Source organism: Actinomadura opuntiae (assembly GCF_030283205.1).
Taxonomy (GTDB): Bacteria; Actinomycetota; Actinomycetes; order Streptosporangiales; family Streptosporangiaceae; genus Spirillospora.
The window spans coordinates 105516-127628 of the sequence record NZ_JASNWF010000015.1 but is presented as its reverse complement, the minus strand read 5'-3'; the positions used below and the strand labels follow the sequence as shown (position 1 = coordinate 127628).

Genomic DNA, 22113 nt, shown 5'->3' with positions numbered 1-22113 from the left:
GACCCGTTGTGCAAAACCGGCGACCAACGGCCGCGAGGACTGGTCGCACCGCCGGACGGACCGCTTGGTTCGTCCTCTGAGAATCGTGTCGTTCGGCCGGTAATGGATTGGCCTGCGGGTTGCCATGTTGGCTCGGGCGGGGGGCGGGGTTCTCTCACTGGCAGTGTCCGGGGAACCACGGAACCCGGCGCTGGCCGCTACCCGGCCGGGTGATCGCCTGGCTAGGGTGAGGGCTCGCGTTTCGACAGCCGCCCCCCGTCTCGATGAGGGAAGCCCGATGCCGACGCCTGTGCGCATCGCCGCCTGTACCGCCACCAGTGCACTCACCATCGCTGCGACCCTGTCCGGCTGCTCCTCCACCGACGACCACGCCTCCGCGCACCACCCGGCGGCAGGGCACAAGGCCCCGCCGACCGTCCCCACCCGCGCGGCACCCGGTTGTTCACCGCAGTCGTGCGCGCGCACGGAGGACTACCCGCCGGTGACGGTCTACCTCAGCGGCTTCCACGCTGAGAAGCATCCGGAGGCCAACATTCTGGGCGCCTCGGACGGCAAGGTCGCCCACAAGATCACCTTCACCTGGTGGTAAGAGAACCGCAGCAGCGACGACCTGGACAAGGCGTGCGCCGCGCTGCTGGAAGTGTCGGCGCGAGTCGACATGCCCCTACGGTCCCACCCTGCTCCTGCGCTGATCACCTCAACGGGCCACGTTGCGCCGATACCGTCCTGATCCCGGTCCGCCGCATGTTCAGGCGCCGGCACCCGCACCGGCTTGCGGCCCGGCACCTGCCGGTGGCGCCATGGCGTTATGCCGGTCGGCTCGCCTCCAGGCCATGGCGGCGTGATGCGCAGCACGGCCGCATCCAGCAGTTGCGCCGCGGCGCTCGACAGCGGCATCTCGGTGCTGTGCGTCGGCCTGGACGCGCTGCGTTCCGTCGACTCTGCGAGACCACCGTGGCCGCCGCCAACGCCGCAGCCAAGGCCAGCCCACACCACACCCGGCCCCCCGCTCCACCAAGCGGCTTCCCGAACTCCTACTAGCCGGCCCGGCAGCACCCTCCGGGACAGCCGCCTGTCGACCACGGCGCCGCGTTGGGCATCACCGTCATCACGGTGCAGCCCGGGCCCGGAGAACAGGGGGTTCACCCCGGTGCCCAAGCGGTGGGCGGTCGAGCAGACCTTCGGCACCTGCATGCTGCCCGGCGGCTTAAAGGCTGTCCCGTAACGTCAGGCGATCAAGATCGTTGATCTTGGTGTGGAGCGGGCAATCACTGCTGATCGGGACGAGTGGGTGCCGGTGTTCACCGGTCTGTCAGTGCGGCAGTTCCGACGCCTGGTGCGGATCGTTGCAGGTCGGGGTGGTGAGCAGACCGGGACCGGGCGGCGGTGGAGTCTGCCGCTGGCCGACCGGGTGCTGCTGATCGCGGTGTACTACCGCACCAACCTCACGCTGCGGCAGGTCGCGTTGCTGTTCGGGGTGTCGAAGTCGGCCGCGCACCGCGTCGTGGACCACCTGGCGCCGCTGCTCGCACTCGCCCCGGTCACCCGCCGGCACGGCCCCGAAACCGTGCTGATCGTGGACGGCACGCTGGTTCCCGTCCACGACCGGACGGTCACCGCCTCGTCCAAGAACTACCGCTACTCGGTGAACATGCAGGTCGTCATCGACGCCAACACCCGGCTGGTGGTCGCGGTCGGACGCCCGGTGCCGGGCAATCACAACGACTGCACCGCCTTCCGCGATTCAGGTGCCGATACCGCGTGCCGGGGCGCGCACGTGATGGCCGACGGCGGCTACCAGGGAAACCGGCAGGTCATCATGCCCTACCGGCGGCCCCGCGACGGCAGCGAGCTGCCCGCCTGGCAGCACGAGCTCAACACCGTCCACAAACGGGTGCGCGCCCGCGTCGAGCACGCCTTCGCGCGTATGAAGTGGTGGAACATCCTGCGCAACTGCCGCCGCAAACGCGACGGCGTCCACCACGCCACCCGCGGCATCGCCCTCATGCACAACCTGGCGACAGCCGGCTGACCCGGCCCGGAGGACGCCAGATCACCGGCAGCACGTCTGGCCGCGCTTCTCCACCATTACGGGACAACCTTTAGCCGCGCCGTCCCCGAATGGAGCGATAGAGGGCCAGCAAGCCTGTCGCCGAGGAGTCCAAAAGGGCGGAAGCAGCATGGTTGCCAAGGCGATCCAGGCCTCTCCGCATTCGGCGGCGATGCGTGTGGTGCTCTGATCGTGGAGCCGAGCGGGGTCCGATGACTGTGCGTACCGCGGGTCATGTGATGGGTCCGGAGTGGTGGGCGGCATCGAGTATGGGGTGGAGGTGCTGGGCTGCCCGCTGGTGGTGGTCCTGGGCCATGACGCGTGCGGCGCTGGAGGAGGGGATGGCGCCGGGCGGTTGTATCCGGGACGTCGTCGAGCGGGTGACGTCCAGCGTGCTCGCGGCGCGCGCCGCGGGCAGGGTGGAGACCGAGGAGATCCTGGCCGAGCACATCAGGACCCGCTGCTGGACCGCTCCCGGGTGCTCGCCGAACGGGCCAACGCCGGCGGGCCGCGGTCGTGGGCTGTGTTACCGCCTGGCCGACGGTAACACCCAGGTGGTCGCGGCACGCGGGCTCCAAGTCGCCGCTGACTCCGCGTCTTGATCCAGGGCTCCGCCAGAGGTCGGCCCGGTTTCTTGAAGGCTGTTCCTTAAGAAGGCCGCGGGCCTGCGGCGCGGCGGAGCCGGTTGGCGATCGCCAGTCCCAGTCCCTTTTCGGTCGGCAAGGAGGCGATGATGAGGTCGCAGCCTCGCTGGTCGAGCTCGCGGAGAAACCCATACAGTCCGCGCGCGTAGGCGGTCATCGAGTCGGGGATCGTCACCACGGCGTGCGCATTGACCGGGGTCTCGGCGAAGGCGGTGGGTAGGAACACTCCCACCTGGTGCCCCAGTTCCTGCGCGCTTTCGGCTTCGGCGATGACCTTGTCGGGGTCGACGAGGACGACCCGTGCGCGCGGCGCGTAGTGGGAGGGATGCTGGCCCGGCACCCGGACGCGGCTCGTCAACGGAACGGCGAGCGGGCGCCCCAGCACTGCTTGGAGGTCCTCTCGCGTGACCCCGCCGGGGCGGAGGATGCCCGGGGCATCGCCCGTGACGTCGAGGATGGTCGACTCGACACCGACCTGGCAGGGGCCTCCGTCCAACACGAAATCGACGCCGTCACCGAGCTCGGTGCGGACGTGGTCTGCTGTGGTGGGGCTGACCGAGCCGAAGCGGTTGGCCGACGGGGCCGTGAGGCCGCCGCCGAAGGTCGACAGCAGCGCGAGTGCGATCGGGTGGTCGGGTACGCGCACGGCCACGGTCTCTAGACCGCCCGTCGCTTCCAGCGGCACTCCCCGACCGCGCCGCAGCACCAGCGTCAGCGGCCCCGGCCAGAAGTGTTCGGCCAGCAAGCGCGCGGTTGCGGGGACGTCGGCGACCCACTCCGGCAGGCGCTCGGCGCCGCTGATGTGGACGATCAGCGGGTGGGAGGGCGGACGTCCCTTGACTTGGAAGGTACGCGTGACCGCGACAGGGTCCTGGGCGTCGGCGCCCAGGCCGTAGACGGTCTCGGTCGGGAAGGCCACCAGGCCTCCGGTGCGCAGCACATCGGCCGCCTTCTCGATGTCACTGGTGCTCGCCGTCACCCTCGACATCCTCCCACCGTTCCGTTCCCATGCCGTCCTAGCACGGCGGCTCTCACCCGCCGTCCGCTCGGTGAACGCGATGCCGCCGTCGCCGCCACTCGCCGCCCCTGTCGAGCTGTCCCGGCAGTCAAGGCAGAGAAGGGTGTCGCCGGTCGACACCCGACTGAGCCGAAGACCATCGAACGCGCGTCCCATCGGCAGGGCCCCTGACACCGACTGGGGGCGTTGGGGGCGACTTGCTAGGCAAAGGGGGCCATGTTGGTCTGTTGCCAAGCCGGTCGGCTCGGCTCTCATCTGTCTCTAGCGGGCGAGCCACGGCGGTGAGGTGAACGCGTTGGCGGGATCATAGGTCTTCTTGATCGCCGCAAGGCGGTTCAGCGTCGCGGGGGAGTAGGCGGCGCGGGCGCGGGCGGGGTCTTCGTCGAGGCCGAGGTGGTTGACGTCGGGGCCCCCGGCGGACAGGTGGAGCACGCCGGCCAGTCCCTTTTCCGTCCATGCGCGTTCTGCGGCGCCGTCGCCGTGCGGCCAGTTGGCGATGACCTCGGTCATGAAGGCGGCGGGGCGGTAGGAGAAGGGGGTGTCGGGGGCGTCCGGGGCGGCGATGGCACCGCCGAGGGGGCGGAAGAGGAACTCGCCGAGCGGTGAGGACGCCTCCTCGATCATGGCGGCGGCGTGGTCGATGGCGGGTCCGTCCAGGCGGGTGAGCCATTCGGAGCGGACGTCCCAACGTGTTCCGTCGGGGGCGGCGTCGTCGGTGGAGGTCTGAAAGGTGCAGAAGTCGGTGGGGGCGATGGTGTCCAGGAGCGGGCGGCCGATGCGGCGTAGGGCCTGGACGTGGGGGTCGTCGACTCCGTCTGGGCTGGTGGAGAAGACGGGGACGAGGAAGACGGGGCGGCCTTGCACGTCGCCGGGCAGGGCGGGGACGGGGGGTGCGCAGGTGAGGACGGCCGCCCAGTTGAGATGCGAGGGAGCGTCCGCGGTGGCTTCGACGACCTGCCAGAGGACGTCGTTGGCGTTGTCGATGCGGTGGATGAGCATGCCGGTGGTCGGGCGGACGAGGGGGAACAGCCGCATGCGGAGTTCGGTGACGACGCCGAGGCCGGTGCCGGCGCCGCGGAGCGCCCAGTAGAGGTCGGGGTCGGTGTGCTGGCCGACGTTGCGGACGGCGCCGTCGGCGGTGACGATGGTCGCCCCGGTGAGGTTGTCGCCGGCGAGCCCGTGGAGGCGGCCGAGCCAGCCGAGGCCGGTGCCGAGGGAGAAACCGGCGACGCCGACCTTCGACACCGAGCCGCCGGTGGTGGCCAGGCCGTGCTCCTGGAGGACGGGGTCGACCTGGCCCCAGCGAAGGCCGGCGCCCAGGTGGGCGACGCGGCGTTCGAGGTCGACCGCGATGCCGTTCAGGTCGCGGACGTCGATGACGACGCCGCCGTCGGCGAGCGAGCGGCCGGCGAAGTTGTGCCCGCCCGCGCGGACGGTCAACGGCAGGCCCCTGTCGTGCGCGTGACCGATGGCGAGGGCGACGTCATCGGTGTCGGCGCATCGGGCGAGCAGGGAGGGACGGGCTTGGACGGCCTCGTTCCAGATGCGCCGGTGGTCGTCGTAGCCCGCGTCGCCGGGGGTGAGGAGCCGGCCCTTGAATCCCTTGATCACGCAGGCACGGTAGGTCGGCGGGTGCGAGAGCCGGGAGCCGCACGGTCCGCTGGACGAACTCAGCCGGCCGCGCAGACCTTGCGGACGTACTCGATCGCACCGGGCTCCAGCCGGTTGCGCAGATCGAAGAAGAGTTCGGCGGCGCGGTGCCCGGCCCAGTCGGCCGGAAGCAGGTCCTTGGGCAGGCCCGGGTCGAGGTAGGGGAATTTCCGCCAGTGGTAGAGGGCCAGCGTGTAGTCGGCGAACGCCTGGGAGCCGGACGGGAGCCGGACGTCCTGCCAGCGTTCGGTGACCGGCTCGCACCATTCGACGAACTCGGCGTACAGCGCGGTCAGCTCGGCCATGTCCCAGGCCTTCTCCACCAGGGCCGACAGTTCGGTGAAACCGGAGTACTGGGCGTCGAACATCAGCACGAAGCGTTCGAATCCGAGTTGCTTGACGGTCTTCTCCAGCTCGTCCCGCATCCGGCGCGGTGCCAGCCACAGGCCGTTGCCGAGGTTGCCGAAGCCGAGCCAGGACAGCTGCGAGCGCAGGACGTGCCGCTTGGAGCGCTCGTCCTCGGGGACGGACAGGGAGACCAGGACCCAGCCGTCCCCGAGGTAGGCGGGGTGGCGGGGGCCGAAGATCCGCCGGTCGGTCTCCTCCAGCGCGGCGAGCGCCTGCTCGGTCAGCCGGAGCCCGCGCGCGCCCGCCCGGTTCTCCGATTCGAGCAGGCCCTTGCGGCGCATCCGCAGCAGCGCGGACCGGGTCGCCGTCTCGTCCACCCCGAGCTCGTTCATCAGCTGGACGATCTTCGCGATGGCGAACCATCCGCCGAGCGGCCGCATGTAGGCGCCGCAGACGTCCATGATCAGCATCTTGGGGCGGCCGGTTCCGGGCTCGCCGGCGGTGCCGCTGCGGGGGCTGCGGGCCATGGACGGTGTCGCGCCCGCCCAGTCGCCGTCGATGAGGTCGCTCTCGGGTCCTCGCATGCACCCCAGTGTGCATGAGCCGGGCGGTCGGGCGTGCGGGTCCGTCCAGCGAACCCTTTGTCTCGGAGGTCCTGCCGGTCAGGGCGTACAACCGTGATTCCAGTCGTCAGCAATGTGACGACCGTCATGCGGTAAGACTGCCGGAGGTGGCATATGACCGTGCGTGCACGGAGCACCGCGGCCGGGGTGGTGGCGGCAGGACTCCTGCTCGGCCTGGCCGCCTGCGGCGGCAGCGACAACGACAAGACCGTCGCGTCCGGGGGAGACGACGGGACGGGCTGCCCGGCCGCCAAGGGCAAGACCATCGGATTCAGCGAGCCGCTGCCCGACCCCAACTTCCAGGCGATCGAGCAGATCGTCTCCAAAGCGCTCGCCAAGTACGGGGCCAAGCTCAAGGCCGTGAACGCCAACCTCAACCCGGGCAAACAGATCTCCGACCTGAACACGCTGATGCAGCAGCAGGTGGACGCGTTGATCGCCAACCCGGTCGACCCGAACGCCACGCAGGGGGTCTTCGCGCAGGCGCGGGCGAAGAAGATCCCGATCATCGTGCTGGACACCAAGGTCGGCGGCCCGTACTTCACCACCGTCCACGACGATGTGGACTTCGCGGGCGCGGACGGGGCGAAGACCCTGAAGGCGCTGGTCGGAGGCGGCAAGGTCGCCGCGATGTTCGGCCCGAGCTACGCCGAGCTGCTGAACTGGGAGAAGGCCGGTTTCGAGGCGGGAGCGAAGCAGGCGGGACTGACCGTGGTGGACCGCCAGGTCAACCAGAAGATCACCCCCGAGGACGCCAAGGCGATCGCCGAGTCATGGCGGCAGAAGTACGGCAAGGACCTCAAGGGCATCTGGACGTTCAACGACGTCTCCGCGATCGGCGCGGCGTCCGCGCTGTCCGGCGACTTCAGGCCGGCGATCGTGTCGATCAACGGGCAGCCGGACGCGATCCCGCTGGTGCAGGCGGGCAAGATCTCCGCCACCTACGGCGTCCCCTACGACAAGACCGGTCAGGCGCTGGCGTACGCGGCGCTGCGCGCGGTGTGCGGCGGCAAGGTCCCGAAGGAGATCTGGATCCCGACGGTGAAGCTCGACAAGAAGAACGTCGGGACCTGGCAGCCGATCGCGCAGCGGGTGAACAACCCGTTCTCCCTCGCCTTCGAGCAGCGCGACGGCAAGACCTACGTCAAGCTGGGCTGACGTGGCGGACGCGAACACGGCCCCGCTGCTGAAGGTGTCCGGGGTCGCCAAGCGGTTCGGGCCCGTCGCCGCGCTGCGGCGGGCCGACCTGGTGGTGAACCGCGGCGAGGTGGTCTGCCTGGCGGGCGAGAACGGCTCCGGGAAGTCCACGCTGGCGCGCATCGTGGCCGGCGCGATGCCGTCGGACGCGGGCGTCGTCGAACTGGACGGGCATCAGGTGACGTTCAGCGGCCCGAAAGACGCGCTCGACGCGGGGCTGTGCCTCGTGTCGCAGGAGCCGACGCTGGTCCCGGGGCTTTCGATCGCCGAGAACGTGCTGCTGCCCCGGCTGAACCGGGCGGCCCGGACCGTCCGCCGCACGGCCCTGGCCGCCCAGGCCGTGCCGTACCTGGAGCGAGCCGGGCTGGACGTCGACCCGCTGCGGCCCGCGGGGACGCTTCCGCCGGGGGAGCGGGAGCTGGTCGAGGTCGCCAAGGCCCTGGCCGCCGAACCGCGGCTGCTGATCCTGGACGAGGTGACGACCCGGCTGCCCGACCCGGAACGGCTGTTCGCCGTGGTGGACGGGCTCGCGGCGCGGGGTTGCGGCGTCATCATGATCACCCATCGGCTGCGGGAGATCCGGCGCGCTTGCGATCGGGCGACGGTGCTGCGCGACGGGAGCACCGTGGCCGAGCTGGGGCGCGACGAGCTCACCGACGAGCGACTGTCCTCGGCGATGGTCGGCCGTGACCTCGGCGAGTACTTCCACAAGCGTCCGGTGACGCCCGGTGCGGTGCGGTTGAGCGTCGAGGGCCTGGTGACGGACCGGGCCCCGCACGCCATCTCGTTCGAGGCGCGCGCCGGGGAGATCATCGGCGTCGCCGGCCTGGTCGGTGCCGGGCGCAGCGAACTGCTGGAGACGATCGCCGGTGCCCGCAGGCCGCGTGGCGGCACCGTCGTGGTCGACGGGAGCCCGGTGGAACGCGCCACCCCCCGCACCGCCCGCCGGGCCGGAGTCGCGCTGGTCCCGGAGGACCGGTTCGAGCAGGCCCTGGCGGCCGAGCACACGATCCGCGACAATCTCGCCGTCCCGTGGCTGCGCGCCCTGCGAAGGACGGACCGCGCCCGCGACCGGGAACGCGCGAACCGAGCGGTCGCCGAGTACCGGGTCCGCTGCCCCGGAGTGGACGTCCCGGTCGGGACGCTGTCGGGCGGGAACGCGCAGAAGCTGGTGCTCGCCCGCGCCATCGGCCACGCGCCGAAGGTGCTGCTGCTGGACGAGCCGACCCGCGGGGTGGACATCGGTGCCCGCGCCGACATCTACGAACTGATCGGCGGGCTGGCGGAGGCCGGGGCCGCCGTCGTGCTCGCCTCGTCCGATCTGCTGGAACTGCTCGGGCTCGCCGACCGGATCATCGTGCTCGCCGAGGGCCGCCCGGCCGGCGCCCTCGGCCGGGACGAGGCGAGCGAAGAGGCCATCGCGCTGCTGGCGCTTGGGGGAGGGGACCGAGATGACGCTGCCTGACAGGACACTGACCGCGGCGGCGCCGCGCGGCCCGGCCGCCGGCCGGGCCCGCGACGCCGTGCAGGCGACCTCGCAGTACCTCGGGGTGCTCGCCGTCCTGGTGCTGCTGATCGTGGTGCTGTCGGTGACGCAGCCGCAGTTCCTCACGGTCGACAACTTCATGAACATCGCCGAGACGAACGTGGTGCTGCTGCTGGTCGCCACCGGGATGACGTTCGTGCTGCTGACCGGGGGCATCGATCTGTCGGTCGGCGGCATGATGGGCTTCTCGGCGATCGTGTGCTGGAAGCTGCTGGACGTGCTGCCCGCCCCCGCCGCGCTGCTCGCCTCGGTCGCCGCCGCGCTGGCCGCCGGACTGTTGACCAACGGCCTGCTCATCGGCAAGGCGGGGTTGTCGTTCCTGGTCGTCACGATCGGCACCGGGACGCTGCTGCACGGGCTCGCCCAGATCTGGTCGGGCGGGCAGTCGCAGACGATCTTCAAGCACGCGTTCCTGGTGAAGCTCGGCTCCCAGCGCGTCGCCGGTGTCCCGATCACGGTGATGATCGCTGCCGCGGTGTTCCTGCTGGCCGTCCTCGTGCTGCGCTACACCGGGTTCGGCCGCATGGTGTACGCGGTCGGCGGCAACCCCGAGGCCGCACGGCTGGCCGGGATCAGCGTCGCCGGCGTCCGCGTCGCCGTCTACACGCTGTGCGCCGCGCTCGCCGGCCTCGCCGGCGTCGTCGGCGCGGCACGCCTCACCTCCACCTCCCCGGACGCGGGCATCGGGATGGAACTGACGGCCGGCGCCGCCGTCCTGCTCGGCGGGACGTCCTTCATGGGCGGCCGTGGCTCCCTGCTCGGCACACTGCTGGGCGTGCTGTTCCTCGGCGTTCTGCAGAACGGCGTGACCCTTGCAGGCGTCAGCCCGTTCTGGAGCAACGTCGTGAGCGGCGTCGTCCTCGTGGTCGCGATCGGCATCGACCGCCTGCGCAGCGGAAAGGCGATGCCGTGACCCGCATGGCGCCCGAACGGCAGGCGCTCCGCGAGGCGGTCGCGGCCTTCGCCCGCAACCGCCTCGCCCCCGCGCTTCCTCTCGATGACGGTGAGCTGTCCTCCGAGGCCAACCGCGACCTGCTGAAAGGTGCGGCGGAACTGGGACTTCCCGGCCTGCTCATTCCCGAGGAGTACGGCGGGGGAGGCGGGACGCAGCTCGACAACGCGATCGTCGCCGAGGAACTCGGCGCGGTGGACGCGGGATTCGCCGCCGGCTTGAACCTCACCATGACCGTCCCAGGTCTGATCCTCGCGGCGGGCACGCCGGAGCAGAAGGAACGGTGGCTGCCGGGCATAGCGGTCGGCGAGACGGTTCTCGCGGGCGCGATGAACGAGCCGTCCGTCGCCGGTTCCGAGCTGTTCGACCCCCGACCGGGCCCGGAGTCCGGCTACCGCACCCGCGCGGTGAGGGAGGGCGACGAGTACGTCATCAGCGGCGCCAAGGCGCAGTGGGTCACCAACGCTGGCGTCGCCGACGCCTACGTCACTTTCGCCCGGACGGCCACGGACCGTGCCGGCGTCGAATCGACCAGCGCCTTCTGGGTCCCGGCCGGCACCGCGGGCCTGTCCTGCGGGCCTCGTTCGCGGTTGCTGGGACTGCGCACCGGCTTCCACGCCGAGGTGTTCTTCGACGAGGTCCGGGTGCCCGCCTCCTCCCGGATCGGGTCGGAGGGTGAGGCGTTGCGATTGCTGATGAGCACGACGCCGGGCATGGCGGTCGGTCTCGCCGCGACCTTCGTCGGCGTCGCCCGCGCCGCCGAGGACCTCGCCCGCGCCCATACCGCCTCGCGCCATAGCTGGGGCCGCCCGCTGCGCGAGCATCAGGCCGTGGCGCTCGACCTGGCGGAGATGGCGGTGACCGTGCGGACGGCCCGGCTGCTGGTCCATGAGGCCGCGACGGCGCTGGACGGGGGAGGCGATCCGAGCGAGCTGGCCGTCCTGGTTCCGGCGGCCAAGACCCGCGCCGTGGACGCGGCGATCCAATGCGCGCAAACAGCGGTCCGGCTGCACGGAGCCACCGGAGTCACCACGGGCGCTGGTCCGGAGAAGCTCCTCCGGGACGCCTGGACCGGCTACCCCTGCGACTTCACGAGAGAAATGCTCCACCTCGGCATCGCCGCAGCCCTTCCCGCCGTCTGAACGGTGAGGCCGCAGGCGAGCGGGCACCCAGCGTCCTCGGTTCGACCGAGCCGGGCGCCAGGGCATGTGTTCCTGGAGATCACGGTGGTTCAGTGCCGCGCCCGCCGGTTCGGCGCCGGCGACGGCCGCGAGCAGTTCACCGGCCTCCGACCAGCCGTTCGGGCCCGCCTGCTCGGCCGTCCCGGCGTCCGGCAAGGGCAGCTTCAGCGGCATGTCCGCCGACCCCGTCGCGACCGCCGCGTCCAACAACCCGGTGCTGTCGACGCTGGTCACCGCCGTGAAGAAGGCCGGGCTGGTCGACACCCTCAACTCGGCCAAGAACATCACCGTGTTCGCACCGACCAACGACGCGTTCAACAAGATCCCCAAGGCGACGCTCGACAAGGTCCTGAGCGACAAGAAGACGCTCACCGGCATCCTGACCTACCACGTCGTCGGGCAGCCGATCACCCCGAGCGGGCTGGCCAACGGCGACTTCAAGACCCTCAACGGCGCGATGCTCAAGACCAGCAGCTCCGGCGAATCGTTCACCATCGGCAGCGACGCCAAGGTGGCCTGCGGCAACGTCCACACCGCCAACGCCACCGTCTACATCATCGACAGCGTCCTGACGCCCCCCAAGTGAAGCCGCGGCAGGCGCGGACGGCCAGGACCTTGACCCTTTAATCTAATTGCCGCAGACCTGCTGACCCGCGTCGCTTCCGAGCCCGCCCCCGATTCCCCTGCCCGGCCCGCCGCCCTGGGAGGTGTCCCTGCTCCGGTCGAAGCTGACTGAGGCGAAGCGGTCGGCCGATGGGGCCGTGAGGCCGCCGCCGAAGGTCGATAGCAGCGCGAGTGCGATCGGGTGGTCGGGTACGCGCACGGCCACGGTCTCTAGACCGCCCGTCGCTTCCAGCGGCACTCCCCGACCGCGCCGCAGCACCAGTGTCAGCGGCCCCGGCCAGAAGTGTTCGGCCAGCAAGCGCGCGGTTGCGGGGACGTCGGCGCCCAGGCCGTAGACGGTCTCGGTCGGGAAGGCCACCAGGCCTCCGGTGCGCAGCACATCGGCCGCCGTCTCGATGTCACTGGTGCTCGCCCTCACCCTCGACATCCTCCCACCGTTCCGTTCCCATGCCGTCCTGCCACGGCGGCTCTCACCCGCCGACCACTAAGTGAACGCGATGGCCGCCCATCGCCGCCTTGCCAGGCTCTCCTCTGTCTGCGGTCACCGTGCCTTCAGCAGCCTCCACGCCTGCGATGGTGTGGGCGCGTCGTGGGGGCGTGCTGGGGGGCGTGCTGGGGGGCGTGGCGAGGGTGGCGAACACGACGGTGTTGTCGGTGTAGTGGTGGCTGCGGGTGTCGAAGTGGCCGCCGCAGGTGATCAGCCGGAGTGACGGGGTGTCGGTGTCGCGGAAGACGGTGTCGGTGGGGAAGGCGGTTTTGCGGTAGCGCTTGATGGTGTCGACGCGGTAGGTCGCGTTGTGGTGGTCGGTGCGGGTGATGGTGACCAGGTCGCCGGGGCGAGCGGCTCCGAGCCGGTAGAAGACCGAGGGGCCGTCGCGGGCGGAGTCGAGGTGTCCTTCGATGACGGCGGTTCCGGGTTGGCCGGGGGCGGCTGAGCCGGTGTACCAGGCGGCCTTGTCGTAGTCGGGTCCGGGCGGGGGGACCTGGAGGGTCCCGTCGTCGTTGAGCCCGAGTGTGATAATCGCCGCGCTCACTTTGATCGCGGGAATGTCGATACGGGTGGGGACGGCGTAGGACAGCGGAGAAGCGGAAGGCACTGCGATGGGGCCGGCTGCGCCGGCTTGTGCCCGCAGGGGGGCGCCGTCGGTCAGCGGCGGCTGCGGCGCGTGCTGCTGGGAGGTGAGGGTGTAGGCGATGACGGCGGCGCCGGTGGTGGCCAGTGCCGCTGCGGTCGCCGGGACGGCGTGGTTACGGCGGCCGGTCGCGGCCTGCACAGCGGACCGCAGCGCGGCCCGCACAGCGCTCGGTGCGCTGTGCAGATGCGCTGCGGCCCGCCGGATCATTCAGCGGGTGTGATGGTGCGCTTGCGCCGTTGGATCACCAGGGCTCCGGCGGCTGCGGCCAGCAGCGCGCCGCCCAGGCCGAGCAGGCCGGTGTGCTGCAGGCCGGAGGTGGATCCGCCTCCGGTGGCGGCTGCGCCGTTGGGCATGGCCTTGCCCGATCCGCTGTTGTGCGGGAGGGCGAGGTAGGGGAAGGTGCGGCCGAACTGCTTGTCGTTGTGGTCGACGCGGTCGCCCTTGGCCAGGGCCGGGACGAGTTTGCCGGTCTGCGCGGCGCCTTCGAGTGCTTGCAGTTCGATGTCGACGACGTCGTCGGTGAGCCGGCGTCCGTTGGGGAAGCCTTGCAGGTCACCGGCCAGGACTCCGAGCCGGTTGGGTTTGGCGGTCTGGGGGACGGCCATGTTCAGCCGCAGTTCCTCGGCCGGGGTGAACCGCTTGGGGTCGACGTCCTTGTTCAGCAGCTGGGAGTTCAGGTCGGCCTTGATCGGTCCGCCGGAGTTCTTGGAGATGCCGGTCAGGAAGATCTCCTGCAGGTCCTTGCGCGGCGTGGCCGGGGCTTTGATCTTGTAGATCTTCTGGATCAGCTGCGGGACCTCGGGGTCCAGGACGCGGTTCACCAGCGGTTGGACGGTGTGGTCCTGGGAGGGGTCGAGCCGGTTGAAGGCGTCCTTGAGCCCGGCTGGGGAGATCACCTCGTTGACCAGTGGGTTCCCCAGCCGGGAGACCTGCTGGTAGGTGCCCGCCGGTGCCTTGTCGATGTTGACGCCCGGTCCCTTGCGGTCGGTGGTGGCCCATACCCCGAGCACGGGGTTGCGGGCGGGATTGCCCTTGAGCGCGAGGTCGGACTTGGGGACCTGCAGGGTGATGTTGTTGACGTTGTAGCCCTTGAGGGTGTCGGTGCCGGTTTCGCTGAGGTCGCCGCCGTAGAGCAGGTCGAAGATCCGCAGGTCCAGGAAGAACGGGTCGTCGGCCTGCCCGACGTAGGTCTTGCCGCCGCCCGACACGGGGGTGATGGCCTGCTGGCGGAGCGCGGCGTAGTTGGGCATCGAGGCCTTGCCGACGAACGACGGCGCGGCGATCGCGTCCTTCACCAGCGTCCGCGTCCGATTCTTGGTGTTCTCGGTCAGCGAGTAGTGCTGCCGGAACAGCAGCGTCGAATCGCGAAGCGACTTCACTGGCCCGTTGTTGTACAGGAACGTGTTGTTGTCCCTGCGATCCTCGTTGCGGAATGTCCACCGGTAGGTGATATCGGCGTACCCGTCGCCATTGTTATCTATTTTGATGTTGTAGTGCGTGTTGGTGGCGAACGGATAGAAGTTCGGGCCCCCGTTGGGTTCTTCGAACGGAATCCAGTTCGCGGCGATCGAGACGGTGTCGGGGGAGTCGGGGCTGGTAAAGGCGTACACGTCGGTGTTGTCGGCTTGGGGGTCGTTGGCGATGAGGGGCGCCTCGCGGTGGCTGGAAGCCGTGCTCGTCCCCGGCCCCAGCGTGGCCAGCATGCTGACCACGCCGAGCGTCCCCGCCGTCGCAGCCGCGACTACCGTGCGCTTTGCGCGCAGCCGCTCACACAATTGACGCATTCCAGTTGTCTCCTTCGACTGGGCGCGGACCCGGACACTGAACGCCCCTTTCCGCAGTTGATCACTGGATCGCCTCCTACCCCTCCACGGCCGGAAATGCGTCATCAGGGGAACTCTGGAATCTGATTTGATCAGCGCTTGAAGGATCATCCTCAGTGGAGTGAGGTCAGGGTGACCGCGCATGCCTGTCCTGGCTGCGACCCTGCACCACGAGCGAGGGCGGCGTGCCGGGTTGCGGCGCGGCTCGGGCATCGCGCCCCGTGAAGGCCGAGACGGTCAGCGGAGTACGGTGCGGTGTCCCTGGTGAGCGGTGTCCCTGGTTGGGGTGTCCCCGCGACCGGTTCAGACTGAGCCGTTGAGGCTGCGCAAGGCCAGTCCGGCGCCCACGATGATCACTAGTCCGGCGGTCATGATCCGGGTGTAGCCGGCCAGGTCCCACGCGCGTTGCCGGAGCGGCACCCGATGCAGCAGGTGGCTGAGGCGGGCCAGCAGCAGCCCGGTGGCCGTCAGCGTGGCGGCCATGCCCGCCCCGTACCCCAGGACCAGCGCCACCCCGAACCCGGTGCGGCCGAGCGCGATCGCCCCCAGCAGCACCACCAGCGCCGACGGGCTGGGCACCAGCCCCCCGGCGACCCCCAATCCGAGCAGCCAACTGCGGCGCGAGCGCCCATCCCGCCCTTGTTCATGCCCGTGGCCGTGGCCGTGCCCGTGCCCGTGGTGGCCGTGCCCGTGGTCGTGTTCGGGATGGGATGTTGGGGAGTGGACGGCCATGGCTGCCACCGGTACGGCGGCGTCTTGGGAAGCGTCGGTGGTGGGGTTGGGGTTTCGGCGGGCTCGCCATGCGCTGCGCAGCAGCCCGATCCCGATCGCGGTCACCAGGAGTCCGCTCACGACGCCGAGAGTCTTCAGCAGCGATTCCCCGGCCAGGGCTGCTGAGCCGCTGACCAGCAGCCCGAGGACCAGGACGCCGGCGGTGTGGGTGAGGGTTACGGTGGCGGCGACGATGACGGCGTCGCGCAGACCGCCGCGGCGGCCCACCAGATAGGCCGCCATGACGGTCTTTCCGTGGCCGGGCATCGCGGCATGGGACGCGCCGAGGACCAGCGCCAGGCACAGCGCGAGAAGACCGACGGGCAGAGTCAGTTCACGGGCGGCGACGAGCGCGTCGAAGCGGCTGTTGAGCTGGTTGACCGCCCGGGCGAACATGCCTGCTGAGGGCACGTGAGGCAGCACCCCCACCGAGGATCCGGACCCGTTTCCGATCCGCAGCGTGACCGAGCGGACGTCCAGGGGCGAGGTGAGAAGGTCCCCGGGGTAGTGCCGTAGCTGCCGGCTGACGCTGCGGCGCGGTACCGGCGGGTGGTCGAGCTGGACTCCGTCGCCGACCGCGGTGATCTCGCGCCAGCCGATGCGGTCGCTGCGGAAGCCGTCGCTGAAGGCCACTTGTGACCCCGGGGTGAGCGACGTCGCCGCGGTCAGGGCGCAGGTGGTGTGGCTGGTCTGCAAACCAGCCGCGCCCGGAATGTAGACGAACGAGGATGTCCGCACCCGCCAGGCCAGCGGCTTTCCCTGCACCTTCGCCGACAGCGCGCGGGCGAGGACGCCGCACTGCCGGTGTGCGTAGGCGGCCGTCTCGGCGGAGGTGACCGTGCCGTCGTGGTCGGCGTCGACGGTATCTCGTTCCTGCAGGGTGGGGATCTCCGCGGCGTCCACGATCGCCAGGTCGTCGACCCGGTCGCTGCGCAGCGTCAGCCCGTCATAGTGGTTGATGGTGAAGTTGCCCAGCGGATGAGTCGTTGCGGCTGAGGCCGGTCCGGCACTGACCACCATCAGGACCGCCGTTAGCAGGACCAGCGCGAGCGGCACCGCGAGCAGAGTTCCAGTCGATGCGACGCCCACCGATGCGGTACCCGCCCGTGGTGAGCCCGGTGCGGGGAGCAGCAGGCGGCGCGGCGAGCGCTTCATGTGACTCTTCCCAGCGCGGGGATCTTCTGGTCCAGGTGCGGGTTGGCGCGGGTGGCCCGGGCGAGGTCGCGGCGGGCGGCGTCGTGGTCGCCGAGCGCTGTTTCGATGGCGGCTTTGTGCTGGTAGAACTGGGCGTTCTGCCAGCCGAGCCGGGTCGCCTTCTCCGCGAAACCCAGCGCTTGGCGGTCCTTGCCGTTCAGATGCAGAGCCCAGGCAAGGGCGTCGGCGACGATCACACTGTGGCGGCGGCGCCACTCGGCGCGCGCCTGGTCCAAGGCCCGGCGGGCGTCACCGGTGTCGGCGGCGTACTCGGCGGCCGACAGGTTGTCGGCCACACCGCCCGCGGCCATCAGGCGTTGAGTGCTGTCCAGCAGCCGGCTCTGCTGAGCGGCCTGGTCCTTGCGTCCCAGGGAGTTCAGCAGCTCGAGGTATTCCATGATGTACTGCGGCTGCGGCATCCGGCCCACGACCTCCTGATACGCCTTGACCGCCCGGTCGTGGTCGCCGCGCCGCACCGCGGTCTTCGCGATCCCCTCAAGCGCGGGGGTGTAGGACTTGTCAGCGTTGTAGGCAAGGCGATATTGGTGAGCGGCTTGGGGGAAATCGCCCGCATGAAAGGCCAGTTCACCGAGGTAGTAGCGGCAGTAGGCGATGTCGGAGGGCACGTAGGCGGCCTGCAGCGCCTGAAGCAAGAGGGTGCGGGCCCCGGCCCGGTTACCGTGCATCTCCAACTCGTAGGACGCTCGGGTGAACGACGACACGCCCGGCGCCAGCCTTGTCATGCGGCCGACTGCCGCGGTGGCGGCAGCGTAGTTCCCTAGCTGGGTGTAGGCGTCGGTCAGCACCCCGAACACTCCCGGGCTGGAGGGGTTGATCTTCTTGGCCTCCTCGCCCCAGTGCGCCGCAGCGCGAAAGTCGTGCCGGGCGTTGGCCAGCGCGCCCATCCCGACCATCGCCGCGTCATTGTCGGTGCGGCGCAGAGCCAGGGAACGTCGCAGCGCCCCTTCGGCCTTGGGGTAGTAGGTGGGGTCCGCGCTGATCCGCGCCTGTTCGATGTAGGCCCCGCCCAGCGCGGCCCAGGTCTGATAATCACCGGGGACTTCGCGCAACCGCTGCTGGTAATGGTAGATAGCATCGGCGCCCCCTTGCCCCGCCGGAGCCGCTACGGTGTCCGAACCGGAAGAGGGTGGTCTCGTGCGGACGATCCCGACGACCACCATCGCCGTCACCGCGACGGCGAGGGCGAGCAGCACCAGCCCGGCCAGGCGCAGTCGCAGTCGCCTGGACGAGCCGGTAGCACGGCCGCCGCGCCGACTGGCAACAAAACCCACAGTCCCCTCGCCCTCCTTCACCTGACGCAGCAGGAGGGGGGCCGCGCCGGTCCGCCCCGCAGTGCGCCTCGACAGGCCGGCAGGCCACTTTCCCGAAGGGAAAGATGTGGCATTTCGCCTGAATTATTGCCGCGTGGAATGTCGAGAATGCGAGCCGGGGCCCGCTTTAAGGGCTGCCCCTCCTCGGATTCGGCAACCTACCCTTCCCCGGTTAAGGGAATTCCTCGACGGTCGCCATGAGATTCAGGCTTGGCGGCTTTTTGAAGAAGTGGCGAACAGTCCGCGGCCATGAGTCCGGCCGGGATGCGCTCGCTGTCTGCTCGACGTCGGGTCGGCCGGGTCAGGGCCGGGTCGGCCGGACGTCGATGTCGTCCACACTGACCGTGACGTCGGTCAGTTCGAGGCCGAGTTGTGTGCGTGCGGCGTCGCGCACAGCTTGGCGGACCCGGTCGGCGGCTGCGGGTGCTGGTGTTCCGTATCGGACGCTGATGTTGATCACCACCCGGGACGGGGCGGCTGGGTCGGGGAACCGGCAGCCGCGGGCGGTGACGTCTGCGACGGTGTCGGCGGCGGCCGACAGCACCGCCACCGCTGCCCGCTGGCTGATCGACAACCGCAGCGGCGGCTCGGCCGGCAGTGTGATCTGGTTGCCCGGTCCCGCCTCGGCGCGGATGCGGCCCATCACCGCCTCGGTGAAACCGCGCGGCGGCTGGTGCGTGGTCTCCTCGGCCAGCGCGAGCGCGCGGCGCAGGGGTGCCACCTGTGCGGCGGTCTGGCGGCAGTGCGGGCAGTGCCGCTCGTGCTCGTCCAGTGCCCCGTCGAGGGTGTGTTCGTAGACGGTCGCGGCCGAATGTCCGCAGGGCAGGATGGCCGGCTCGTTCATCGCCATGCGCTCAGCTCCTCGGCGAGCCGGACGCGGGCACGGTGGATCCGGCCGCGGACCGCGTCCGGGCCGGTCCGGGTGACCTCGGCGATCTCGTCATAGGACAACCCTTCCAACTCCTTCAGCACCCAGCATGCCCGCTGCTGCGCAGTGAGCCGCGCAAGCGCCCGCCACAACGCGCCGAGCAGATCGCCGGCCAGCGCGTGCTGCTCGGGATCGGCGGCGGCCGGAGCGGGACCGGGCTCGCCGCCGACCGATTCCAGTCCGGGATCGGGCGTGCGTTGCCGCGCAGCGGCCAGGGCGCGGGTGGTGGCGATCCGGTACAGCCAGGCGGCGAACGCCTGTCCGTCGCGCAGGTCGGACAGGCGCCGCCACGCGGTCACGAACGCCTCCTGCGCGACGTCCTCGGCGGCCTGGGCGTCGTTGAGTATTCTCAGCGCGATTCGGTAGACGGGCCCGGAGTAGCGCCGGACGAGGCGTTCGAACGCCGTGGTGTCGCCGCCCTGGGCGCGTAAGACCAGGGCGGCGTCGTCACCGCTCATCACACGCTCCGGGGGATGTGAGGCAGGTCACATCGACCTCGCCGTGAGGTTGTGGCCACGGCCCGCATCCTCTGTGTGTTCGTGTCCATGCGGCCCGCGCTCCGCGTGCGGGACCGCGGTCCACGGAAGTCCACGGAGGGGGCGCACCATGACCACACCGGCGAAGGAGACCACGGTGGACCACAGCGCAGCCGAGCATTCGACCGGGCACGCGACCGGGCACTCGACCGGGCAGGGGACCGCCGGGCCGACTGCGGGGAACCTGACCACCCGTGCGCGCACGGAGCTGGTCAGCGAGCATGGGAAGACGGCGATCGCCGACGCGGTGGTCGCCAAGATCGCCGGGCTGGCGGCGCGGGAGGTGCCGGGGGTCTATGCGATGGGCGCCGGGCTGACCCGGGCGCTGGGCGCGGTCCGCGACCGGATCCCCGGCGTCGCCGGCCCGAACGTCACCCAGGGCGTCGCGGTGGAGGTGGGGGAGCGCCAGGCCGCCATCGACCTGGACGTGATCGTCGAGCACGGCGTGTCCATTCCCCATCTCGCGGCGGGGATCCGCCGCAACGTGATCTCCTCGGTCGAGCAGATGTGCGGGCTGGAGGTCACCGAGGTCAACATCGTCGTCGGCGACGTCCACATCCCCGGCGAGGAGTCGGGCGCTCCGGCCGAGCCGCGGGTCCAGTGACGCCGGCCGGCGCACCCGATCTCGGGTCGCTCGCCGACGCGGTCGCCGCCGCCGTTGTCGCCTGCCCGGAGGTGGCGCGGCTGGCCACGGGACCGGAGGCGACCTATCTGCCCGGACGCGTCGTCCACGGGGTGAGCGTGGACGGCCCGTGCGTGCGGGTCGCGGTCATCGTCCGGTACGGCCGGCCGCTCGCCGGGATCGCCGAACGGGTCCGTGCGGCGGCCGAGGGGGCCGCGCCCGGCCGGCGCGTCGAGGTGGCGATCGACGACATCGACTTGCCGGAGGGGTGAAGGAGTGGACCAGTGGCGGCCGGAGCGCGGTTCGCGGCAGGCGTTCCGCGCCTGGGTGCGGGCCCATCATCCCGATGCCGGCGGCGATCGGCAGGCGTTCACCGAAGGTCTGCGGCGCTGGCGCGACACCGAGCGGCGCCCAGGGCCGCCGCGGCCGGGCGGACAGATCATCGTGTTCCGCTCGCGCGGCGGCCTGTGGCAGGTGCGGCGCTGGTGGAAGCGGCACGCCCGTACCGAGCGCCGGGTCGTGTGAGTGCGAGCCGCAACAAGCAGGGAAGAGGTGAACCGATATGGGTGAGATGACCTCGTGGCCGGTCGTCGGACTGGCGTTCGGCGCCGCGCTGGGCTTCGCCGGGGCGTTCGGCGGATTCGGCGCCTTTGTGATCGTGCTGGTCCTCGGGGTGGTCGGCTTCCTGGCCGGACGCGCGCTGACCGGCGAGCTCGATCTCGGCGAGCTGCTGGGCCGCCGGAGGCGGCCGTGAGCCCGGCCGTCCCGGCCGCTGCGGGTACCCCGCCCACGGCGACACCGGAGGCGTCAGCGCGGACCGTATCGACGCCGGTTGCGGCGCGGGCGCCTGCGGAGGAGCGCGGACGCACAGAGATCGCCGACCGGGTGCTGGAGAAGATCGCCGCACATGCGCTGACCGAAGTCGTAGCGGCGGGCGGCGCGGCCCGGCGGGTGCTGGGCGTCCCGCTCGGCCGCACCGGTGAACGCGCCGCGCCGCAGGTCGCCGCTCAGGTGGACGGCGGGTTGGCGATCCTGCGGATGACCGTGTCGGTCGCCTATCCCGCGCCCGTGCGAGAGGTCACTCGGAGGCTGCGCGACCACGTCACCGCACGCGTCGCCGCGCTGACCGGCCTGCAGGTGCGGCAGGTCGACATCCGCGTCGCCCAGCTCACCCGGCCCGAACGGAACGGGAGGCAGGTGCTGTGAGGATCCTGGAAATCGGCGACACGGACCCGAGCAGCGGCGACACCGCCCCGGGCACCGGCGTCGGCACCGGCGTCGGCGGTGCCGCGCTGAGCAAGGGCGGTCTCGGCCCGGACACGGGCGGCGCCGTGCCCAGGGCGACGGGGCCTGGGGCGACGGGCATCCTGGCCGATCGGCCGACACGCCGCCGCGCCGCGCGCGCGTTCCGCACCGGCCGCAGGCTGCCCGCCGTGCTCACCGCCGCCGCGCTGGCCGCGGCCGCGCTGCTGACGGCCACCGAGGTGATCGGCGCGCTGGCCGGGCACCCGCCGCACCTGCTGCCCGTGTCGGACCTGGCCCGGCTCGGCCGCGACACACGCTGGGACGACTCGCTCGCGGTGACGGCCGCGGGTGCCGCCGTCGCCGTCGGGGGGCTGCTGATCCTGCTCGGCGCCGTGCCCGGCCGCTCCCGGACCATCCCGCTGGCCACCGGCGACCCGCGCGTGGTGCTCGGCATCACCCGCCGGGGAATGCGCCGCTGCATCGCCCATGCCGCCGCATCGGTGGACGGCGTCGCCACCACCAAAATCAAGATCAGGCGACGGCGGATCCGGGTCCGCGCCACCAGCCCGCTCCGCGACGCCGGCGGCCTGGGCGGCCAGGTGCGCGAAGCGGTCGGGCAGTGTGTCGGCGAACTCGCACCGCTGCGCCCTCCAAGAGTCCGCGTCACCATCCGACACAGAGAGAACTGACCGGC

24 protein-coding genes are annotated in these 22113 nt (G+C 71.1%); 14 read left to right on the top strand and 10 right to left on the bottom strand.

Going from position 1 to position 22113, the window contains the following annotated elements:
* The first annotated feature begins 277 nt into the window (after positions 1-277).
* The 3 genes from QP089_RS30290 to QP089_RS48895 all read left to right on the top strand — a co-directional run bounded on the left by QP089_RS30290 (position 278) and on the right by QP089_RS48895 (position 2597).
* The gene (locus tag QP089_RS30290) at positions 278-589 is read left to right on the top strand and encodes a hypothetical protein (RefSeq protein ID WP_285916088.1); all 312 of its coding nucleotides are present in this window, start codon (positions 278-280) and stop codon (positions 587-589) included.
* Between the two features lie 666 nt (positions 590-1255).
* Complete coding sequence (locus QP089_RS30285) at positions 1256-2032, top strand: transposase (RefSeq protein ID WP_285916086.1); 777 nt, start codon at positions 1256-1258, stop codon at positions 2030-2032.
* A gap of 268 nt (positions 2033-2300) precedes the next feature.
* Positions 2301-2597, top strand: coding sequence for a carbonic anhydrase (locus QP089_RS48895; protein WP_353070639.1), 297 nt, complete (start codon positions 2301-2303; stop codon positions 2595-2597).
* Positions 2598-2698: 101 nt separating this feature from the next.
* Here QP089_RS48895 and QP089_RS30275 read toward each other — a convergent pair whose 3' ends face one another.
* The 3 genes from QP089_RS30275 to QP089_RS30265 all read right to left on the bottom strand — a co-directional run bounded on the left by QP089_RS30275 (position 2699) and on the right by QP089_RS30265 (position 6294).
* Positions 2699-3673, bottom strand: coding sequence for an L-threonylcarbamoyladenylate synthase (locus QP089_RS30275; protein WP_285916084.1), 975 nt, complete (start codon positions 3671-3673; stop codon positions 2699-2701).
* Positions 3674-3973: 300 nt separating this feature from the next.
* On the bottom strand, positions 3974-5323 hold the full coding sequence (locus QP089_RS30270) for an FAD-binding oxidoreductase (protein WP_285916083.1): 1350 nt from the start codon (positions 5321-5323) through the stop codon (positions 3974-3976).
* A 59-nt stretch (positions 5324-5382) separates the two neighbouring features.
* Positions 5383-6294, bottom strand: coding sequence for a PaaX family transcriptional regulator (locus QP089_RS30265; protein ID WP_285916082.1), 912 nt, complete (start codon positions 6292-6294; stop codon positions 5383-5385).
* A gap of 153 nt (positions 6295-6447) precedes the next feature.
* Between QP089_RS30265 and QP089_RS30260 the strand changes: the two genes are divergently transcribed.
* From QP089_RS30260 to QP089_RS30240, 5 genes are all read left to right on the top strand, one after another.
* The gene (locus QP089_RS30260; protein WP_285916080.1) at positions 6448-7491 is read left to right on the top strand and encodes a sugar ABC transporter substrate-binding protein; all 1044 of its coding nucleotides are present in this window, start codon (positions 6448-6450) and stop codon (positions 7489-7491) included.
* Between the two features lies 1 nt (position 7492).
* Positions 7493-8995 carry a sugar ABC transporter ATP-binding protein gene (locus QP089_RS30255; RefSeq protein ID WP_285916078.1) on the top strand — a complete coding sequence of 501 codons (1503 nt, stop codon included), beginning with the start codon at positions 7493-7495 and terminating at the stop codon, positions 8993-8995.
* Positions 8982-9989 (top strand): ABC transporter permease, encoded by a 1008-nt coding sequence (locus QP089_RS30250; RefSeq protein ID WP_285916076.1) that lies wholly within the window; start codon positions 8982-8984, stop codon positions 9987-9989. The genes QP089_RS30255 and QP089_RS30250 overlap by 14 nt, the downstream gene beginning before the upstream one ends.
* Before the next feature lie 5 nt (positions 9990-9994).
* Positions 9995-11170 (top strand): acyl-CoA dehydrogenase family protein, encoded by a 1176-nt coding sequence (locus tag QP089_RS30245; RefSeq protein ID WP_285916313.1) that lies wholly within the window; start codon positions 9995-9997, stop codon positions 11168-11170.
* A gap of 211 nt (positions 11171-11381) precedes the next feature.
* Positions 11382-11795, top strand: a complete 414-nt coding sequence (locus QP089_RS30240) for a fasciclin domain-containing protein (RefSeq protein WP_285916075.1) — start codon at positions 11382-11384, stop codon at positions 11793-11795.
* A gap of 42 nt (positions 11796-11837) precedes the next feature.
* On the opposite strand, the gene QP089_RS30235 is transcribed toward QP089_RS30240, so the two are convergent.
* The 7 genes from QP089_RS30235 to QP089_RS30205 form a co-directional block, all read right to left on the bottom strand.
* Positions 11838-12251, bottom strand: a complete 414-nt coding sequence (locus tag QP089_RS30235) for an L-threonylcarbamoyladenylate synthase (RefSeq protein WP_285916073.1) — start codon at positions 12249-12251, stop codon at positions 11838-11840.
* A gap of 52 nt (positions 12252-12303) precedes the next feature.
* Complete coding sequence (locus QP089_RS30230; RefSeq protein ID WP_285916072.1) at positions 12304-13176, bottom strand: class F sortase; 873 nt, start codon at positions 13174-13176, stop codon at positions 12304-12306.
* Positions 13173-14753: a DUF4331 domain-containing protein gene (locus tag QP089_RS30225; RefSeq protein WP_285916069.1), complete on the bottom strand. Its 1581-nt coding sequence runs from the start codon at positions 14751-14753 to the stop codon at positions 13173-13175. Before QP089_RS30225 ends, QP089_RS30230 begins: the two co-directional genes overlap by 4 nt.
* A 342-nt stretch (positions 14754-15095) precedes the next feature.
* Entirely contained in the window at positions 15096-16619 is a 1524-nt protein-coding gene (locus QP089_RS30220) for a HoxN/HupN/NixA family nickel/cobalt transporter (protein ID WP_285916068.1), read from the bottom strand.
* A 95-nt stretch (positions 16620-16714) separates the two neighbouring features.
* A complete protein-coding gene (locus QP089_RS30215; RefSeq protein WP_285916066.1) occupies positions 16715-18070 on the bottom strand; it encodes a tetratricopeptide repeat protein in 1356 nt (451 codons plus the stop codon).
* A gap of 319 nt (positions 18071-18389) precedes the next feature.
* Positions 18390-18938, bottom strand: coding sequence for an Asp23/Gls24 family envelope stress response protein (locus QP089_RS30210; RefSeq protein WP_285916064.1), 549 nt, complete (start codon positions 18936-18938; stop codon positions 18390-18392).
* Positions 18929-19474: an RNA polymerase sigma factor gene (locus QP089_RS30205; protein ID WP_285916063.1), complete on the bottom strand. Its 546-nt coding sequence runs from the start codon at positions 19472-19474 to the stop codon at positions 18929-18931. Before QP089_RS30205 ends, QP089_RS30210 begins: the two co-directional genes overlap by 10 nt.
* 148 nt (positions 19475-19622) lie before the next feature.
* Here QP089_RS30205 and QP089_RS30200 point away from each other — a divergent pair, with 148 nt between their 5' ends.
* Genes QP089_RS30200 through QP089_RS30175 form a run of 6 tightly spaced genes read left to right on the top strand, consistent with a single transcriptional unit; the run spans position 19623 to position 22108 of the window.
* On the top strand, positions 19623-20156 hold the full coding sequence (locus QP089_RS30200; RefSeq protein WP_285916062.1) for an Asp23/Gls24 family envelope stress response protein: 534 nt from the start codon (positions 19623-19625) through the stop codon (positions 20154-20156).
* Entirely contained in the window at positions 20153-20446 is a 294-nt protein-coding gene (locus tag QP089_RS30195; RefSeq protein ID WP_285916060.1) for a hypothetical protein, read from the top strand. Before QP089_RS30200 ends, QP089_RS30195 begins: the two co-directional genes overlap by 4 nt.
* 4 nt (positions 20447-20450) lie before the next feature.
* Positions 20451-20699, top strand: coding sequence for a hypothetical protein (locus QP089_RS30190; protein WP_285916058.1), 249 nt, complete (start codon positions 20451-20453; stop codon positions 20697-20699).
* A gap of 37 nt (positions 20700-20736) precedes the next feature.
* On the top strand, positions 20737-20928 hold the full coding sequence (locus QP089_RS30185; protein WP_285916056.1) for a hypothetical protein: 192 nt from the start codon (positions 20737-20739) through the stop codon (positions 20926-20928).
* Positions 20925-21380 (top strand): Asp23/Gls24 family envelope stress response protein, encoded by a 456-nt coding sequence (locus QP089_RS30180; RefSeq protein ID WP_285916054.1) that lies wholly within the window; start codon positions 20925-20927, stop codon positions 21378-21380. The genes QP089_RS30185 and QP089_RS30180 overlap by 4 nt, the downstream gene beginning before the upstream one ends.
* The gene (locus QP089_RS30175; RefSeq protein WP_285916053.1) at positions 21377-22108 is read left to right on the top strand and encodes a DUF6286 domain-containing protein; all 732 of its coding nucleotides are present in this window, start codon (positions 21377-21379) and stop codon (positions 22106-22108) included. The genes QP089_RS30180 and QP089_RS30175 overlap by 4 nt, the downstream gene beginning before the upstream one ends.
* Positions 22109-22113 lie beyond the last annotated feature (5 nt).

Coding starts and splice junctions, on each gene's coding strand:
- QP089_RS30210 (WP_285916064.1), bottom strand. CDS start 18,938: ATGGCGATGAACGAGCCGGCCATCCTGCCCTGCGGACATTCGGCCGCG.
- QP089_RS30250 (WP_285916076.1), top strand. CDS start 8,982: ATGACGCTGCCTGACAGGACACTGACCGCGGCGGCGCCGCGCGGCCCG.
- QP089_RS30245 (WP_285916313.1), top strand. CDS start 9,995: ATGGCGCCCGAACGGCAGGCGCTCCGCGAGGCGGTCGCGGCCTTCGCC.
- QP089_RS30265 (WP_285916082.1), bottom strand. CDS start 6,294: ATGCGAGGACCCGAGAGCGACCTCATCGACGGCGACTGGGCGGGCGCG.
- QP089_RS30205 (WP_285916063.1), bottom strand. CDS start 19,474: ATGAGCGGTGACGACGCCGCCCTGGTCTTACGCGCCCAGGGCGGCGAC.
- QP089_RS30225 (WP_285916069.1), bottom strand. CDS start 14,753: ATGCGTCAATTGTGTGAGCGGCTGCGCGCAAAGCGCACGGTAGTCGCG.
- QP089_RS30185 (WP_285916056.1), top strand. CDS start 20,737: ATGGGTGAGATGACCTCGTGGCCGGTCGTCGGACTGGCGTTCGGCGCC.
- QP089_RS30240 (WP_285916075.1), top strand. CDS start 11,382: ATGTCCGCCGACCCCGTCGCGACCGCCGCGTCCAACAACCCGGTGCTG.
- QP089_RS30200 (WP_285916062.1), top strand. CDS start 19,623: ATGACCACACCGGCGAAGGAGACCACGGTGGACCACAGCGCAGCCGAG.
- QP089_RS30260 (WP_285916080.1), top strand. CDS start 6,448: ATGACCGTGCGTGCACGGAGCACCGCGGCCGGGGTGGTGGCGGCAGGA.
- QP089_RS30290 (WP_285916088.1), top strand. CDS start 278: ATGCCGACGCCTGTGCGCATCGCCGCCTGTACCGCCACCAGTGCACTC.
- QP089_RS30230 (WP_285916072.1), bottom strand. CDS start 13,176: ATGATCCGGCGGGCCGCAGCGCATCTGCACAGCGCACCGAGCGCTGTG.